This is a genomic window from Plantibacter sp. CFBP 8798 (assembly GCF_014841195.1).
GTDB lineage: Bacteria > Actinomycetota > Actinomycetes > Actinomycetales > Microbacteriaceae > Plantibacter > Plantibacter auratus.
This window is the reverse complement of sequence record NZ_JACYTS010000001.1, coordinates 61338-78345: the sequence shown is the minus strand read 5'-3', so window position 1 is coordinate 78345 and position 17008 is coordinate 61338. Positions and strand designations below refer to the sequence as shown.

Here is a 17008-nt window from a genome sequence, read left to right as displayed (position 1 = left end):
GCGGCGCGTTCGGCTCGGACGGCTCAGGCTGCTGGCGGGTTGATCGTGAGCTCGCCGGGGAGTCCGGAGACTGCGAACGCCGCTTGGATGGCAGCGGTGACCTGGTCATCCGGCTTGCTGAGGTTGGCGTGGAGCGTGGTTTCGCCGTCGGCGACGGTGTAGATGATGCTGTCCAGGCCCGATGATCCCTGGAACGGGATGGTGAGCGCTTCGAGGAATTCGGCGAGCGCGGCGGGCGGTGTCTCGTCAGTGGTGATGCGCACGCCCTTGTAGGCGCCGGTGCCGCTGTCCCAGGTCAGGGTCCACCGGACGGGACCGACGGTGTCCTCGAGGCGGTCGCCGGTCGTGTGCTGACGGAGCAGGTCGACGAAGTCGGTGTACCGTCCCCGCTCGGAAGCGTCCAGATGGGCGGGGGCGTCGGTGGCGAAGTACAGCGTGATCGGCCCCGGTCCGGCCAGGTGTTCGGCGACCGACACCCAGCCGTCGTCCGAGATGGTGTTCCAGTTCTCGGCGAACACTGTCGAACGGGCGGCCGTTTCGACGGTGCTGATGTCGCAGGGCGCGAAGCGGTCGGTGGGTGCGAGTGACTGGAGGACCGTCGCCGTCTGATCGACCGTGATGTCCTCGTCGAGGTCCACCGACAGGGTGCAGCTCGAGCCGGAGCTGTAGGTGAACTCCTTCGCGTACGCCGAGACGGTGCCGTGATCGCCGACGGCCTCCTGGAGGACCGGTGTCACCCGCCAGGAGGCGATCTTCATCGTCGAACAGGAGTACAGGATCATCGCTGCGATGCAGGCCATGGCGATGAGGAGGACGAGCACGACGATCCGGCCGGCCCTACTGCGGCGGATGCGTGGCGATCTCGGCCGGGGTTCGCGAAGGGTCGGCTGGACGAACACGTCACACCACTTCCTGTGTGGCCGACCTGCGTCGGCGGAGGCGACCGGTGCCGACGGCGGCCGCGCCCGGTCCGATCGTCGCCGTCGCGGACATCATCGTCGGGAGAAGAGCCGCTCGAACAGCGAGGGCTTCGGAGCGGGCCGGCTGCCGGCGATCCGGCGCATCCGTGCCTGGATCTCCGGATCGCTCTGCATCGCCAACATCGCCAACCGCGCCGATCCGAGACCCCACTGCGACCAGTGCTTCGCGTGAGCCGTCACCGCCGTGATCTGGCTGAGCTGGTTCAGATCGCTGAGTTCCCGCCATCGCGTGAGGTCGAGCATCGCGATCTCCTCGGCATAGGTCTCGTTCACCCGGGTGATCCCGGCGTTGCCCGCTCGACGGCGCGCAGGGGTCTCGGCCGAGGCGTCGCCCGTCGCGAGGTGGATGGTGGCGAGCTCGTCGAGCAACTCCTCGAACACTGCGTGCAGCTCGGACCGGACCTTGGGGGCTGTCGCGATGACCTGGTCCTCCTCGGTCCTCCACGCGATGAGCACGCCGCCGGAGCAGAGGCGGCACAGTTGCCTGGGCGCGATGCGGCTCGTGGCGTAGCCGCACTGGCAATACCCCGCGATGTTGGAGAGGGTGTCGTCGAGTGAGATGAAGGTGCTGTTCTCCTCCGACTCCGCCTCTTCCACGGACTCCATCAGCAGCAGGGCTCCGGGCACGCCGACGGCCGCCGCTCGTCCGACATAGCTGCCGGGCACCCGGCTGATCTTCGCGGTCCACAGGTCGACGTCCTCGGCGCTGAACAGCCCACTGGCCTGACGGACGTACTCACTGACACTCCGCTCGACGATCGCCTCGAGCTCGGTGTCGAGTCGCTTCATAGCGGCATCGTCCGACGGGTCGTCGAATCGTTCGTTCAGCGCGATCACGGCTTCGCGGCCGCGAGCCACGATCGCCTGGTGCACGGCTGCGGCGCGCGGGTTCCGCTGCAGCAGCAGCTCCTCAGTGCCGAGTATCTCGATGCTCGTGATCATGGGGTTCCTCGCAACGTTGTGGTCGCGCTCAGCGCATGTTCTCGCGGTGCGTCCCGAAGCGTTGTGATGCGTGCGATGCGATTCCCCATGGCCAAACCGTACCGGTCGCAATCGGCTCAGCGAATGGGGACCGCTCACCATCGAGCGTCACCGTGCCCAGGGGCGTTCGTTCGATCGAAATTCACTCGTCGGTCGATGCTGCCCGGGAGTGGTGGCCACGGGCGACAACCGTCGTAGAGGCGAGCCCGGCGATGCCGAAGAGCGCGAACACTGCGACGACCGCCCAGTTCTGGGTGACGATCCCGAAGATGATGAACGCGACAGCGATCACCACGGTCAAGACGGCCGCAATCTGGGAGAGGTTCAGGTTCGTTGCTCTGGTCATGGTCGGCTCCATCCTGTTCGTGCATTCGAACGTAGGAGAACCACAACCGATGCACATCCGTCTCCCGGGGGACGGCCGTGGGTCGACTTGCACCTGCCGTAGCGTCATGTGGTGCAGTGGACGTATTCCGCCCACCGAGGAAGGCCCCCACATGTTCTCGTCCTTCACCCCGCCGCGCCAGGTCACGATCGGAGGCGCCGCTGCGTTCGTCGGCACCACCCCGCGGGCGATCCGTCACTACCACCAGATCGGTCTGCTCCCTGAGCCCGAGCGGGGGAGTGACGATCGCCGCCGCTACGGCTACGACGAGATGATCCGGCTGTTGTGGATCCGTCGGATGGCGGACGCCGGCATCGCCCTCGACGACATCCGCGACGCCTTCGCGGGTGGCATCACCGATGCCGACGACGATGTCGCGCGCATCCTGGACCGCCTGGAGGGCTCCCTCGTCGCTCGGCAGTCGGAACTCGAGCAGCAGCGGACCGCCGTGCAGCGCATGCGTGCGCAGGGCAGCAGGTTGGGGCTGCTCTCCGACGTCGTGAGCGACCGCCTCACAGATCTGCCCGAGGGCGCCCTTCGGCAGGACGACTTAGACACCCTGCTCGTGACCGAGCGGATCTTCGGTGGGCTCGGCGCGTCCGTCCAGGCGTCGCGGTTCATCGCCCTGGCCACCCACCCGGAGCTGCGGGAGGAGTCCGACCGGGTCGACGCCGCCGAAGCAGCACTCGACGACACGGTCGCGGTCGACGACCCCCGCGTCGCGGAGGTCGCCGCCGAACGGCATGCCTTCGAGGCGGCCCTCCGCACGGTCATCGAGGACTCCGGGCTGGCGCAGGCCGACGACGACCGCTTCGACGCTTGGGACGAGTGCCACCCCCTTCCCGACGACGAGGACGGCGCAGGCGCGACGTGCGGCTCGACGAGCCTCACCGAGGCCGTCCGGATGATGCCCTACGACTTCTCCCGCGCGCGCCTGCGGTGCATGGAACTGGTCCTCGAACTCGATGCACTTGACCTCGCACCACCGGCCGAACGCTGAGTCGTCGACCGCGATCGTCCGTGTCGGGACTGGTCGTCACCAGCCCGGAGGTTCTTCACGTGGGTGTCGATGGTGCGGCCTCCGATCCAGCGGTCGGTCCCGTGGAGACGATCGGACCGGGCTGGCGCGCGGATCGTCGAAGTGGGACGCGCGCCCGCGAGTAACACGCCTTCGTCCTTGACTTCAAGCGACGACGGGTGGGTACGGTGTCGGCTTCGGAAACAAACGAGACAAAGGAGTATCTCTGATGCGTACGAAGTTCTCTCGGATCCTGATCACCGCGGTCGCAGCGATGGGGCTGACCGTCGGCGCGGCGGGCGCCGCGAACGCCGAACCTGCCGGGCAGTACGAATACGTCTGCGTCGGCACCGACGGGTCGTCCTACAGCATGACCAAGGGCGCGGCGCTGAGCACCTGCAAGGGCTCCTACCTGCAGAAGTACATCAACGGCAAGCAGATCGAGACCATCGCGCTGACCGGACACGGGACCATCGCCGATCCGAACGCCATCAACATGGATTGCCTGGTCGCCGTCGTCGGCACCGGCGCGTCCGCGTACGGCATCGTCCAGACGGCCGGTACCGGCGTCGTGGCCTACGTGGGCCTGGCTGCCTCCGTCTACGGACTGAAGTCCTGCGTCGCGTGACCGCACACGGTGCGATGACGGGCCCCGGGGGTCCTCTCGGGGCCCGTCCGCGGTCAGACCCGGATTCGTGCGGGTCCGACACCTCCGACACCGACGGCCATGTCCACGCCCAATGCCGGTTCGTCGGACGTCAGGCGGGCACTTCGCCCATCGTCAGTTCCGGCTCGACGCCGGCCGGCATCGGGAACCACGCAAGGAAGGTGACGCCCTCGTCGGTCGCGTCGAAGACGATCGTTTCGTTGGCCGGCTCGTGGAAGGTGTCGCCGGCCCGCAGGACGGTCTGAGGCCCGGTCCCCACTTGGAAGTTCACGGAGCCGGTTTCGATGACGCCGAACACCGGCCCGTTGTGCCAGTGGGCTCCGAGATGGACATCGGCGTCGATCGTGATGCGTCGCACTTCGACGGAGGCGAAGCTCGGAGCCCCATCGAGCGTCACCGTACTCAGGGTCGTTCGTTCGATCGGGGATTCACTCATGGGTCGATGATGCCAGTGACTGGTGACCAACAGCCCCGGGCCGATCAGCGATCAGGACGGATGGCCGATCGTGACGCTCTCCCGTTCGGCGCGGGTGAGCTTCACACGGGCGAGCCGGATCCGTTGGCCGGCCTTCACCTGACGAGGGAGGGCCACGGTGAGCAACCCTTCGTCCTGCGAGCCGATGAGGCAGCCGTCGGTCTGCGGGAACACCATCGGTGCTGGGATGGCGCGCAACACGCCGATCTCCTGTCTGAGCACCGCCAGGCGGTGGATGCTGAGGGAACGTGCCACCGTGCTCGCCCGCACCGAGCGCAGCGCTCCGGCGAACACCCACACCGGCATGCGTGGTCCCGAGACGAGCATGAACGGGTTGCGGAGGTCCCGCTCGACGGTGTCGCGGCTGCCGCCGACCAGCCGATGATCGTAGGCGATCAGGGTCGGGGCCTCGCCGCCCCACTGGACAAGGCCCGTCGGGGCCTGGAGGGCGAGCCAGCCGCCCCGGCGGTAGATCCGGAACTCCCCCAGCGCTCGCATCGGGACCGACACCAGCGAGAAGCAGAACAAGAGGGCGCTCACGATCAGCCAGCCCGCGACCGCCGGCCTCGAGATCCACTCGCCGAACGCGTCGATGCCCGGCTCGGGCGCGGCGGTGAGCGCTTCGACCAGCCCGAAGGCCTGGGGGATCAGGAACGGGATGCCGATGGCCAGCCCGGGTACGAGATACTCACCCTCGGTCCTCAGTCGGCGTCGGAACCCGCTGAGGGTGCTGAGCTCCTGCTCGACCTTCCAGCGCAACTCATCCAGTCGACGGGCGTCGACGGTCGCTTCCCAGTCCGGGCCGATCCAGGCGCGCGCCGGCCCACTGTCGTTCCGAGGAATGCTCACACAGCCCAGGGTAGAGGCACCGCCGCATCGCTCGACGAGTGGCGGGGAGACGTGTTCCGGCTCAGGGGCCGGTTGCGCCATCCACTTGAGGAAGCTATCTTCCTATAAACACGTTCCATGAACATTGGGGGAGATGATGATTTACAAGAAGATCCTGGTACTGCTCACGTCCGGACTGGTGGTCGCCGGCGGACTCGGCGGTGTGGCAGCGCAGGCCGTGGCGAGCTCCGCGAAGGCGCCGGCGGAGGCGACCGCGACGCCGACCGCGACCGCGACGCCGACCGAGACGCCGGCCGCGACCACGCCGCCCACCGAGTCCACGCACATCAACGAGTTCTACCTGCAGGGCCTCTGGCAGCGATTCTTCGAGGTTGGTCAAGCCGCGATGGCGTCCTGCATGACCGAAGCGGGGTTCGGGTTCGACCACACCAGCTTCGACGGGATGCCGCCAGGTCTGAGCGAGGCCGACCAGGACGCGTGGCAGGCGGCCGCGGTCCCCTGTCGTGAGGAGCGTGACGCGGCGACCGCTGCTGCCGAGGCGGCCTACGTGCCGACCGAGGAGGAGCGTGCCACGGCACTGGCGTTCGCGACGCAGTATCAGGGCTGGATCGATGCGATGCGCTCATGCATGGCCGACCGCGGCCACGAGTTCGTGGGCGCCGTCGACATGACGCTCCAGGCCTACCCGTATCCCGAAGGTCAGCAGGCGACCGGGATGCCCGACGGCCTGTCTCCGGAGGAGAGCCACCAGTGGAAGTTGGATGCGACCGGCTACGACTCCAGCTACCCCGAGTCGGAGCAGAGCACCTGGGACGCGTCTTGCGGATTCGTCGCCGACGCAGCCTGCGGTGGGCCCGGTCACTGATCGGTCTGTCGACGATCACCTCCGGGCTGGATGCCGGTCCGAATCGTCGTCCACGGTCACCGGGCGCGTGTTCCGGCGCGGCGGGCCGGGCGAACGGAGCCCCCGGCGAGGACGAGCAGCGAGCTGGCTGGGATGGCGAGTACCGCCATCCCAGCGGCGGAGAGGGAGCGCCGATTGGCGCAGACGTCGTAGGGCGGCTCCGAGGTGTCTGTCGAGACGATCCCGCGAGCGACCATCCGGTCGCCTCCCGTGCCGAGCTCGCGGGGCCAGCCAGCGACGACCACGGATGAGCACACGGTGGTGTATCCGGGATGATCATCGCCGTCGACCCGTTCACGGACGGTCGACGGGAGGAACGCGAGCACGCCCATCGCCACGACGGACGCCAGCCCGACCGCGAGCAGCACCCACCACGAGACCGATCGTCGAAGGCTTCCGGTGTCGTCCATGCCCGTATTGTGACGCATCAGGCACTCGCCCGTCACCTCGGCGTGAGCAACGTCACCGCCGAGGGCTCACCGCGGTCGCCACGACCCTCGACTCACGCGCGGCGAGGAGGTCCGCGTCGACGCCATCGAACACCCCGCCTTCGTCGGTCACCGGTTCAAAGCGTCGCTGCTCCCGGTGCAGCAGGCGATCATGGCGTTCGCCATCGGGATGTCCTGAGCTGCAGCGCCACCACTTCCGTGGTCAGCTCTCCGCACCCGCCTCGGTCGCCGGCATCGACGTGGTGGGCGGCCACCACCAGATCGCGGCAGCGACGAGGCCGAGGAGGAAACTGATCCCGACACCGGCGGCGAGGAGCCCGAGGCTTCCGGCGGTCGCCGTCAGGTGGTCGGCCCAGAAGGCGATCTGCACACCGGTGGCGCTGATCAGGCTGAGCGATTCGACGGCGACGTACCCGAGCAGGAGCGTGGGCGGCGCGAGCGCGACCGCACCGACGATGCGAGTGCGGCGTCGGGCTGTCAGTGCGGTCCCGACCAATGACAGGACGGCGAGCACACCGACGAGCATCGCCATCAGCGGCGGGACCCGGAGGTCGTCGATGATGATGGCGCGGATGATCCGCGCGTAGGTGTACCCGCCGAGGACGGTCAGGGTGACGCCGAGCGCGAGCATCCAGGACGTGATGTGCTGAGCGGTCCGCACGGTCTTGCCGTGGCGTGGGTCGCTCACCGCGCTGCGACCGAGCTGGTGGGCGCGCCAGCTCACGTCGTGGATGCTCCCGGTGACGAGTCGCCGGACGATGTCCCGGCGAAGGCGCCCGGCCGACCATCCGGCCTCGTCCGCCCAGAGCGCGTGCTCATGCAGGTCGGAGGCGAGCTCATCGCGCCGCGCGGCGGCGACCTCCTCGGGGAGGTCGCGGGTGTACTGAGCGCACCAAGCGAGGACCCAGTGTGCCGTGGTGTTGAACGTCCTCGTGTGGAGCAGGCTCATGCGATCCCCTGGTCGGCGACGCGAGCCGCGACGCGGTGCTCGTCGACGAGTCGGGCGTGCTCGCGGTTCCGTGCGGCGGCACCGACCGCCGTGATGCGGTACATCCGTCTTCGGGGTCGGCCCTCGGCGGCCGCGATCTCGTGGTCCTCCCAGTCCTCCTCGATCAGGCCGGCTTCGGACATCCGCGAGAGCGCCTTGTACAGGGTGCCGTGCGCGGCGAGTTTCCCCTCGGGACCGGCCAGGCGTTTCGCGAGCGCGAATCCGTAGAAGGACCCCTCCGACGCCTGCAGCACTGTGCCCACGTCGAGGATGTCGAGCTCGAGGGGGAACAGGGTGCCGGGGCGACGCTTGACCATGCGGACAGTATACGGAAGCTATCGGCCCATAAATCCACGTCGTGTTCTCCGTGGGCAACAGTTGTCCTATATCACGGGCAATTTGCGGCCCGTCTGTTCGCGGGCTATCTTCCTATAAACGTGTTGTTTGAAGTTGGAGAGATGATGGCTCGCAAGAAGTTCTTGATCCTGGTCGCGGCCGGGCTGGTGGCCGCCGGCGGGTTCGGTGGCGTGGCGGCGCAGGCGCTCAGCATGAGGCCCGCGGCGGACTCCTCGGATGCTCCGGAGACCTCGGCGAGTTCCCCGGAGACGCCGACGCCGACGTCGCCACCGACCGATGCCGCTCACATCGACGAGTTCTTCCTGCAGGACAAGTGGCAGGAGTTCCGCCAGGTGGGCCTCCTGACGATGGAGTCGTGCATGGTGGAGGCCGGGTTCCCGTTCGACGGAACCACCTTCGACGGGATGCCGTCGGGGCTGAGCGAGGTCGACCAGGAGGCATGGTACGCCGCGGCGGAACCGTGCTGGGTCCAGCGGGACGCGGCGTCCGCGGCGGCCGAGGCGGCGTACGTCCCCACCGAGGAGGAGCGGGCTGCGGCGCTGGCGTTCGCGACGCAGTACCAGGTCTGGATCGATGCGATGCGCTCGTGCATGGCCGACAAGGGGCACGAGTTCGTCGGTGCCGTCGACATGACGCTGCAGACCGTCCCCTACGCTGACTCCGAGCTGCCGGGCGGGATGCCCGAGGGGCTGTCTGCGGACGAGCAGCACCAGTGGACCATCGACGCCTACGCGTACGACTCCAGCTACCCCGAGTGGGAGCAAGGCACCTGGGAGACATCGTGCGTCGTGGTCGCCGACGCCGTGTCCGGCCGGACGGCTCACTGATGGTCGCATCGGGAGACGAGCGTCTGGTCCCGAGGAGCCGGGCCCGCGCCACGACCGCCCTCCTGTTCGCGCTGCTCGGTGTCGGCGTCCTCGCCGGCACCGGAGCCGCGGCGGTCGTCCAGACCGCGTACGCGGCCGAGCAGCGCACCGTCGGCACGTTCGAATTCGTCCCGCTCGAGGACCGTGGCGTCGATGTCTCCGCGTACCTGAATCCGGATCCGACGATCACGACTGCGGACGACCGCCGGCGCAACACCTTCGGGACCCCGGTCTACGACGCGGACACCGACCCGAAGCTCGTGACCTACCCGAGCACGCTCACGCCCCAGCAACGTGCGGTGCAGGAACTGCTCGTCGCCCGGAACTTCATCGCGGCGCAATGCATGGCGGAACTCGGCCTGGACTTCACCTTCTCCCTCCCGTGGGAGCGGACGGAGGATCAACGCCGCAGCAACTCCATCGATCTCCCCGCAGTCGGCACGCCGGAGTGGAAGGCGTACGTCGGCACGCGGCTCGCGGGCGAAAGCTACAACTGGGAGGACGCCGGCTGTGGCGGGTACGCGGAGCATGTCCTCGCATCAACCGGCGACGGCACCGAATGAGCGTCCCTTGAGGCGCGCTATGCGGCCGAAGCCGCTCCTCTCCCATGACTGCCGTCTCGGGAGACACGCCATGCGCGAACGATCCGCCTGGGACCAGCTCCTCGACGAGCCGGCGCGATGTCGCTGCAGATGCCACGGTGCGTAGCCAGTCGGGATCGGGATCACCAGCGCGTTGGCTGGAATCGCCCGGATCGCTTCACCGTGAAAGAACGGTCGAACGAGGCTCGCTCGGGCCGGTTCACCGTTCGGGCGTCTGAGGGGGAGTCTGAGCATGGTGCCGAGTGGCTACTGGGACATGCCGCCACGTGCGAGGCGGGGCGGTCACCATCATGAGTACGCCGACGCAGGCCGACACCGCCGCGAGAACCAACAGTGCACTGATCATCCTGTTCGAGCATGTGTCAGCCGGACTGCTTTCGACTGCTCGCCTCCTACCTGAGGAGACTGCACCTCCCTCGATCCATGACGCGTCTCGGCCACATCCGCACCCAGGCGGCATGCTTCAGCGTTCGAAGGTCTCCGGGCTGGGAGCCGATCGTCGGAGAGCGCGCTGGAGTTGTCTGGCGGAGGAGAAGCCGGCGGCGGCGGCGAGGTCTGTGGCGTTCATCCGGCCGTCCGTGATGCGGTCGATCTCGGAGACGCGGCGACGTTCGATCTCGCGGCGCGGGGTGGTGCCGAGGTGTCTGAACGTCTCGTGAAGCGTCCGGACGCTGACCGACAGGTCGGTCGCGAGGCGTGCGACGGTGAAGGCGGGGTCTCGGAAGTGCGTCTCGATCGAGCGTTGGGCTGCCATGAAGAGACCGTCACGGTGCCGCGAGTCCGAGCCGATGGCGGCACCGCCCGCCTCCTCGAGGGCGGCGGAGACGAGATGCTCCATCGCGATACCGAGATGACGTCGTGCATGTGCGCTGCCCGGTGCGGGGGCATCGAGCGTGGAATGCGTCATCGCGGCGAGGGCGCGGAGTGGCGCGTTCTCGACCCTGAGGGGTTCGTGGAACGCGAACCGCGATCGGCCGGCGTGAAGCAGCGTCGGCTCGAAGTACCAGACGAACCGGGCGGTTCCTTCGGTGGTGCGCGCCGTGACCGGGGCCTCGCCGTCGAACAGGACCATCGACCCCGGATCAGCGCGCACCGTCGTGCCGTCGACGGTGAAGTCGAAGCCGCCTTCGACGGTGTAGACGAGGTAGGTGAGCTTCGGGGCGGGGGCCAGCCGGTAGCCGGCGGAGTTGGACCAGGCCCGCCCGAGTCCGAACTTCGGGTGTGCCATCGTCTCGGCGACGAGGCCGGGGTCGACGGTTCCGCGAGGCTGCCACCCGAAGTCATCGCACCGTTCCGCCGCTTGCGCGCCCATGGTCATGCTGGGGCACCTCCGTCCGAATCCGCTGTCCGCGTCGTTGAAACCGGTCGACCAAATGTACCGGCCATTTTCTGCGCGATCGTGGACAGAATCCGCGAAATCTGCAGCTGAGCGACCGCGACGGGGGACCGCGCTTCGTTTTCTGGATAGGGTCTCCCGCGTGGATGACTGGCAGCGCAGGCTCCCCGACCTCCTTGATACCGTCGATGCGGCACGCGTCGCGAATCAGTGGGACGCGATCGGGGCACTGTTCGACGACTACTTCTTCGCACTGTCGCTGTCCGCGCCGGAGGCCGTCGAACGCGTGTGGGCCGAGGCACCCGCAGCATGGCTCGAGGCTCACCCTCGCTACCTGATGGCCGCCGCGATCAGCGCCGCCGAGCGCAAACCGTTCCCGGTGATCGACCTCCCCGCGATACGAGCCTTCGCTGCGTGGGTCGAGGAGCAGGAGCCCCCGGCGACTCGGGATGTACTGGGGGTGAAGATCGCGGAGACCCGGAGGCATCTCGCCTCCGGGCGATTCGGCCTTGCATCCGCCGTCGCCGACGAGATCCAGGACATCATCCGGCATGCCGACGATCACGACGGGTTCGACGATGTGCTCCCGAGCGTCTTCATCCGACTCGGCCTGGTTCGACTCCTCGCCGGCCACGCCAACCAGGCGATCAGCTCGTTCTCCGAGGCGTGGCGGTGGAGCTCGATCGCCTCCCCGCACCCGTTCGCGCCGTTCGCGGCAGCGTACTGCTCACTCGCCCATGCGCTTGCCGGCGACTACGTGCACGCTCGCACCTGGCGCGAACGGAGCGCGGAGATGCACGCCGGTGGTCCCGGAACCATGGCGTTCCGGCTGGCATCGGCTGCGAAGCTCGCGGACGCCCTCATCGCGATCGGAGCCGTTGACCGCAGCGAGGCGCGACGTGCCGTCGGCGAACTCGAAGTCGGCGTGGAAGGCGGCGAGTTGTGGTGGGTCGGCGTCCATGCTCGCAGTCGTGTCGCCCTGTATTGGGGCGATCGTCCGTCCGCCATCCGGGAGATCGAGGCGGAGCTGCACGCCTTCCCGTCGCTGACGAGCCCCACCTCGCTCGCCGGGGTGATCTTGCGCGCGGATCTCGCCGACCTCCACCAGGCTGAAGGGCACTTCGACCGGGCCGGGCTGATCCTCGGTCCGCTCAACACCGGCGCTCCCCACCCGGCTGCCGTGAGCACGCTCGCTCGGCAGCTCATCCTCGTCGACGACTCCGGCGGCGCCCTCAACCTGCTCGACACGGCCATGAGTCCTCCGCTTCGAACGACGCAGGCCCCGGCGCGATGGGAAGTCCTGCGAGCGAACCTCGCGCACCTGATGTCGGCGGCAGACGAGCGCACCGCGATCACCCGAGCGACGCGGCGCCTGGAACTGACCGGAGCACATGATGCCGCCATCGATGCCGACCCCGATATCAGATCATCCGTGCTCGGGCACCTGGAGCTCCCGGATCTGCCGTTCGCGCCGTTCGTTCGCGAACCGGTCAACCTGACCCCGCGCGAGCGGCAGATCCTCGAGCTGCTCGCCGACCACACCTCCGTGAAGGAACTCGCGGGCGTGCTCTTCATCTCCCACAACACCGCCAAGAGCCACCTCGGACGCCTCTACCGCAAGCTCAACGTCGAGAACCGGGACCAGGCACTTCGGGCAGCGCGGAGGCTCGGTTAACCCTCGCGGTTCGGTCCGTCACCCCGGGGTGCATTTCGGGGTGGATTCCGGAAGATTCCGGTCTCCGTGCGCATACCTGGCAGTTCACTGGGTACCGACACGTGACGGATTGCATCGACCTGCCGGCTCACGTGGCGATCTTCGTTCGCGTCCAGAGGGGGCGCGGCTGTGGCCAAGGGGAGGCATCTGCATGTCCGTACGAACACCGCAACACCACCGGGGGAGGTGGCGCGCGTGGAGCGGTGAACGTTCCGCGGGACGCACCCTGCTCGGCACGATCGGCGTGACGGCGCTCGCCGCGCTGTCGATCCTCGGCGCAGGCTCCGCAGCCCAGGCCGCACCGGGCACCCCGGGAACCCCGCAGGGGAGCACCGTCGTCTTCGCTGAAGATTTCGAGAACGGTCCGGGAACAGCACCTCAGGGCCTCGCCGCATACACCGGAGTCGGCGGGCAGCAGTACACCGCAGACCCCGCATGGCTGACGGCATGCAACGGATCCATCGTCAATTTCAACATTCCATTCACGGCGCTCGGGAACTGCACCTCTGAGAACAACTCGGCACAGCTGCGCCAGCTCGCCTATGCCCTCGGCGTACACGGCGGTGCTGCGACCCCCGCGGCCAACGACGTTGTCGCCGCGTACACCGAGAACAATCCCGGTACCAACGCAACCGAGTTCCAAACGGTAGGCAACATTCCACTCGCGAGCTCCAGCGGCCGGTTCCTCACCTTCAGTGTTGACACCGCAGCCGTCAACTGTCAGGTCTCGGCCCCCCAGTATCAGTTCGCGTTCCTGAACGAGGCTGGTACCGCGACGAATGTTGGCGGTCTGCTCAACGCCTGCACGTCCACTGCTACGGCCGCGGTGCCTGCAGTTGGACCCCTGGGCGCCCGGTCGGTCAACGTCGGAACCTACACTTCCGACGGGTCCGTGCTGTTCGACGGCGCGTCCCTCGGCATCCGGATGCAGAACGCGAACGGTTCCGGCGGCGGAAACGATGCCGCGTTCGACAACATCCGGATCCTCGACGTGACGCCGCAGCTGGACAAGTCGTTCAGTCCGGCATCCGTCGTCGCCGGAGAGACGTCCACGTTGACGCTCACGATCACCAACACAGACGAGTTGGCCGCCAAGAACGGCTGGTCCTTCACCGATGCACTTCCAGCCGGCCTGACCATCGCCGACGGCGCTGCGTCGACGACGTGCCCGTCCGGCGTCGTCACCGCTCCTGTCGGTGGCACCTCGATCGACGTCACCGGCAGCCTGACGGCCGGTCTGGCGTCCTGCACGGTCACCGTCAACGTCACCTCGCCCGAGGCCGGCACGTTCACGAACGGTCCGGACAACATCACCAGCGTCGGCCTGAACCCGCCGGCGGACACCACGGTGGAGTTCGTCGACCAGGCTCCCGCGATCTCGGTCGTGAAGTCGGCGTCGCTCGGCTCCGGTGAGACGTTCACCGCCGGCCAGGAAGTCACGTACTCGTTCCTCGTCACCAACACCGGTAACGTGGCGCTCACGGATGTCGAGGTCGACGATGTCGACTTCTCCGGCTCCGGTGAGCTCTCTGAGATCACCTGCCCGGCAGGCGCGGCCTCGCTCGCGAAGCAGGCGTCGATCACCTGCACGGCCACCTACACGGTGACCCAGGCGGACGTCGATGCGGGTTCGGTCACGAACTCCGCGACCGCGACCGGAACCCCGCCGCGCGGGACCCCTCCGGTGTCGCCGCCCTCCGAGGTCACGATCCCCGCTGATGACCCGGCCCCGGCCATCACGGTCGTGAAGTCCGCGAACCCGGCGACGGTCGCGAACGCGGGCGAGACGGTCACGTACTCGTTCCTCGTCACCAACACCGGCAACGTCACGCTGTCCGACGTCTCCGTGATCGAGGGTGAGTTCTCGGGAACCGGCGAACTGTCCGACGTGGTCTGCCCGCCGGCCGCCGGCTCGCTGGCCCCGCAGGCGACCGTCACCTGTGAGGCCACGTACACGGTGACCCAGGCCGACGCGGATGCGGGTTCGATCACGAACTCGGCGACCGCGACGGGCACCCCGCCGAACGGCGGCACCCCGCCGGTGTCCCCGCCGTCCGACACGACCGTCGAGATCCCGCCGGCACCCGCCATCACGGTGGAGAAGTCAGCGAACCCGGCGACCGCCGGCACGGTCGGCCAGGTCATCACGTACTCGTTCCTCGTGACCAACACCGGCAACGTCACGTTGTCGAACGTCACGGTCGACGAGGGTGAGTTCTCCGGAACCGGCGAGCTCTCCGATGTGGTCTGCCCGCCGACAGCCGGGTCGCTCGCACCTGCGGCGTCGGTCACCTGCACCGCCAGCTACACGCTGACGCAGGCGGACGTCAACGCCGGTGAGGTCACGAACTCCGCGACCGCTACCGGCACGCCGCCCGGGGGCGGCACCCCGCCGCAGTCCCCGCCGTCCGAGGTCACCGTAGAGATCCCGCCGGCACCCTCCATCACGGTCGTGAAGACCGCCGATGAGGCTGCACAGGGTGACTACGTCGTCGGCCAGGTCATCACGTACTCGTTCCTCGTGACCAACACGGGCAACGTCTCGCTGTCGGACATCACCGTCGACGAGGGTGAGTTCACCGGTGCCGGCGAGCTGTCAGAGGTCGTCTGCCCCGCCGTGCCGGCTGTGCTGGACTCGGGCGCGCAGATCACCTGCACCGCCACATACACGGTGCTGCAGGCCGACGTCGACGCCGGCACGATCACGAACTCGGCGACCGCGACCGGCACCCCGCCGAATGGTGGAACCCCGCCGGTGTCGCCGCCGTCCGAGGTGACGGTCCCGTCACCGCCGGTCCCCGGCCTCTCGGTCATCAAGACCGCGAACGTCGAGAAGGCCACCACGGTCGGGCAGGTCATCACCTACTCGTTCCAGGTGACCAACACCGGCAACGTGACCCTGACGAACGTCAAGGTCACCGAGGGCACCTTCACCGGTACCGGCACCCTGTCGGCGATCACCTGCCCGAGCGGCGCCACGTCGCTCGCGCCGGGGCTGCAGATCATCTGCACCGCCACCTACCAGGTGACGCAGGCCGACTTGAACGCCGGGTCGATCAGCAACACCGCGTTCGGCACCGGTGTCACGCCGGGCGGCGACCCGTTCACCTCCGACCCGTCCACGGTCAAGGTCGTGACCCCCGGCCCCGCACTCGCATCCACCGGTGCGAACGTGCTGCCGCTGGGCCTCGGTGCAGCCGTTCTGCTGCTCCTCGGTGGGGCGCTCGTCATCCGACGACGCATGGTCAGCACTGACCAGTAACACCGCGGCATGACCTCGCGGGTGGGTGGGATCAGATCGATCCCACCCACCCGCGAGCCGTTCACCCTGAGCGTTCTGCGCTCGACGACCTCATCGGAGCTCGGCAATGCCCTCTCTGTCAACGCTCGACGAGCTGCCCGTCGAGTTCACCGTCCTCCTGCAGACCGCGATCGACGCCGAGCAAGCGGCCATTGGGCACCAACGGCGATCCGCCTTCCGGACGACCCGGTATGTGATCGGCGCCCTGATCGCGGCTGGAACCGCCCCTGCGGTCATCGCGGCGCTCACCGGAACCGTCGAAGGTTCGGTCAGATCCCGTGCCACGCCGGGTGGGATCATCGCGCCCGAACATTTCGCGCTGCTCGCACGGATTCCGTCGACGGAGATCCGACACTGGGCGGACACCGGCCTGCTTCCGGCGTTGTCCACCGATGCCGGCGGCACGATCGGGTACCCGGCGGAGGACCTCGTCCGGGCGCTTCATGAGACCAGGACGGCGACGCCCGACCGGACGGTGATCCCGTCAGCCTCCTGACCGCACCGCTCATTCGAGCACCACGACGATTCGTGTCCTCCCGCGGCGGCCCCTCAGAGGACGCCCCTATCCGAAAGAACGTCCGCCTTGCGTGTACCCGACACGACCACCCGAACCCATCTCCGCTTCTGGCGTACCAGCGCACGACTCGCCGACGCCATCCTTGAGCTCACCTCGAGCAAACCGTCGACCGAGGTGTCGGTCCGCGAGGTCGTCCTCAGCGCGGAGATCAATCGGACGACCTTCTACCACCACGCCCCCAGCCCCACGACACTGCTCTGCGCAGCCTTGGCGAACGCCTTCGAGCGCACGATGGACACCGCGCTGATGACTCAGGATCAGCCACCGTTCGAGCAGTTGCTCGAGGCGACGATCCAACACGTCAACGAGTACCAACGGATCTACCGCACGGCCCTCCCCGACCCCGCTGCCGCAGGCGCGCTCTTCCATACCCTCGCGTCGCACCTCGCCGTCCGAGCCTGCTCCGCTGACCCCGGCATGGCGCCCGACCGTGCGTCGGCCATCGCCGGTGCCTCCGCGGAAGTGATCCGGTACAAGCTGGCCGCCTCCCGACGACGCCTCGACCGAGACGACATCATGGCGGTGCTCGCGTCAGCCCGGGAGCCGCTCCTCCGATGAC

At 68.3% G+C, this 17008-nt stretch carries 18 protein-coding genes; 9 read left to right on the top strand and 9 right to left on the bottom strand.

The window, feature by feature from the left end:
* Positions 1-23 precede the first annotated feature (23 nt).
* The 3 genes from IFU30_RS00415 to IFU30_RS00405 all read right to left on the bottom strand — a co-directional run bounded on the left by IFU30_RS00415 (position 24) and on the right by IFU30_RS00405 (position 2307).
* Complete coding sequence (locus IFU30_RS00415) at positions 24-821, bottom strand: hypothetical protein (protein ID WP_192003944.1); 798 nt, start codon at positions 819-821, stop codon at positions 24-26.
* Between the two features lie 171 nt (positions 822-992).
* Entirely contained in the window at positions 993-1922 is a 930-nt protein-coding gene (locus IFU30_RS00410; protein WP_192003943.1) for a hypothetical protein, read from the bottom strand.
* A 181-nt stretch (positions 1923-2103) separates the two neighbouring features.
* Positions 2104-2307: a hypothetical protein gene (locus tag IFU30_RS00405; protein WP_192003942.1), complete on the bottom strand. Its 204-nt coding sequence runs from the start codon at positions 2305-2307 to the stop codon at positions 2104-2106.
* A gap of 151 nt (positions 2308-2458) precedes the next feature.
* Here IFU30_RS00405 and IFU30_RS00400 point away from each other — a divergent pair, with 151 nt between their 5' ends.
* Complete coding sequence (locus IFU30_RS00400; RefSeq protein WP_192003941.1) at positions 2459-3346, top strand: MerR family transcriptional regulator; 888 nt, start codon at positions 2459-2461, stop codon at positions 3344-3346.
* Between the two features lie 247 nt (positions 3347-3593).
* Entirely contained in the window at positions 3594-3992 is a 399-nt protein-coding gene (locus IFU30_RS00395) for a hypothetical protein (RefSeq protein WP_137242998.1), read from the top strand.
* A 130-nt stretch (positions 3993-4122) separates the two neighbouring features.
* Here the strand turns inward: IFU30_RS00395 and IFU30_RS00390 are convergent, their stop codons facing one another.
* Together IFU30_RS00390 and IFU30_RS00385 are read right to left on the bottom strand one after the other, a co-directional pair.
* Positions 4123-4467 carry a hypothetical protein gene (locus IFU30_RS00390; RefSeq protein ID WP_192003940.1) on the bottom strand — a complete coding sequence of 115 codons (345 nt, stop codon included), beginning with the start codon at positions 4465-4467 and terminating at the stop codon, positions 4123-4125.
* Positions 4468-4518: 51 nt separating this feature from the next.
* On the bottom strand, positions 4519-5355 hold the full coding sequence (locus IFU30_RS00385; protein WP_192003939.1) for a hypothetical protein: 837 nt from the start codon (positions 5353-5355) through the stop codon (positions 4519-4521).
* A gap of 133 nt (positions 5356-5488) precedes the next feature.
* Here IFU30_RS00385 and IFU30_RS00380 point away from each other — a divergent pair, with 133 nt between their 5' ends.
* On the top strand, positions 5489-6220 hold the full coding sequence (locus IFU30_RS00380) for a hypothetical protein (RefSeq protein WP_192003938.1): 732 nt from the start codon (positions 5489-5491) through the stop codon (positions 6218-6220).
* A gap of 56 nt (positions 6221-6276) precedes the next feature.
* Here IFU30_RS00380 and IFU30_RS00375 read toward each other — a convergent pair whose 3' ends face one another.
* The 3 genes from IFU30_RS00375 to IFU30_RS00365 all read right to left on the bottom strand — a co-directional run bounded on the left by IFU30_RS00375 (position 6277) and on the right by IFU30_RS00365 (position 8013).
* Positions 6277-6669 carry a hypothetical protein gene (locus tag IFU30_RS00375; RefSeq protein WP_192003937.1) on the bottom strand — a complete coding sequence of 131 codons (393 nt, stop codon included), beginning with the start codon at positions 6667-6669 and terminating at the stop codon, positions 6277-6279.
* A 241-nt stretch (positions 6670-6910) separates the two neighbouring features.
* Positions 6911-7657, bottom strand: coding sequence for a hypothetical protein (locus tag IFU30_RS00370; RefSeq protein ID WP_192003936.1), 747 nt, complete (start codon positions 7655-7657; stop codon positions 6911-6913).
* Positions 7654-8013, bottom strand: coding sequence for a PadR family transcriptional regulator (locus IFU30_RS00365; protein ID WP_124767744.1), 360 nt, complete (start codon positions 8011-8013; stop codon positions 7654-7656). The genes IFU30_RS00370 and IFU30_RS00365 overlap by 4 nt, the downstream gene beginning before the upstream one ends.
* 144 nt (positions 8014-8157) lie before the next feature.
* Here IFU30_RS00365 and IFU30_RS00360 point away from each other — a divergent pair, with 144 nt between their 5' ends.
* Both IFU30_RS00360 and IFU30_RS00355 read left to right on the top strand, forming a co-directional pair.
* Positions 8158-8880, top strand: coding sequence for a hypothetical protein (locus IFU30_RS00360; RefSeq protein ID WP_192003935.1), 723 nt, complete (start codon positions 8158-8160; stop codon positions 8878-8880).
* Entirely contained in the window at positions 8880-9482 is a 603-nt protein-coding gene (locus IFU30_RS00355; RefSeq protein WP_192003934.1) for a hypothetical protein, read from the top strand. The genes IFU30_RS00360 and IFU30_RS00355 overlap by 1 nt, the downstream gene beginning before the upstream one ends.
* A 502-nt stretch (positions 9483-9984) precedes the next feature.
* Here the strand turns inward: IFU30_RS00355 and IFU30_RS00350 are convergent.
* A complete protein-coding gene (locus tag IFU30_RS00350) occupies positions 9985-10839 on the bottom strand; it encodes a helix-turn-helix domain-containing protein (protein ID WP_192003933.1) in 855 nt (284 codons plus the stop codon).
* A gap of 160 nt (positions 10840-10999) precedes the next feature.
* Between IFU30_RS00350 and IFU30_RS20780 the strand changes: the two genes are divergently transcribed.
* From IFU30_RS20780 to IFU30_RS00330, 4 genes are all read left to right on the top strand, one after another.
* Entirely contained in the window at positions 11000-12532 is a 1533-nt protein-coding gene (locus IFU30_RS20780; protein WP_192003932.1) for a LuxR C-terminal-related transcriptional regulator, read from the top strand.
* 190 nt (positions 12533-12722) lie between these two features.
* A complete protein-coding gene (locus IFU30_RS00340; protein ID WP_192003931.1) occupies positions 12723-15833 on the top strand; it encodes a DUF7507 domain-containing protein in 3111 nt (1036 codons plus the stop codon).
* Between the two features lie 106 nt (positions 15834-15939).
* Positions 15940-16368: a hypothetical protein gene (locus IFU30_RS00335; protein ID WP_192003930.1), complete on the top strand. Its 429-nt coding sequence runs from the start codon at positions 15940-15942 to the stop codon at positions 16366-16368.
* A gap of 87 nt (positions 16369-16455) precedes the next feature.
* Entirely contained in the window at positions 16456-17007 is a 552-nt protein-coding gene (locus IFU30_RS00330) for a TetR/AcrR family transcriptional regulator (RefSeq protein WP_192003929.1), read from the top strand.
* The last annotated feature ends 1 nt before the right edge of the window (position 17008 follow it).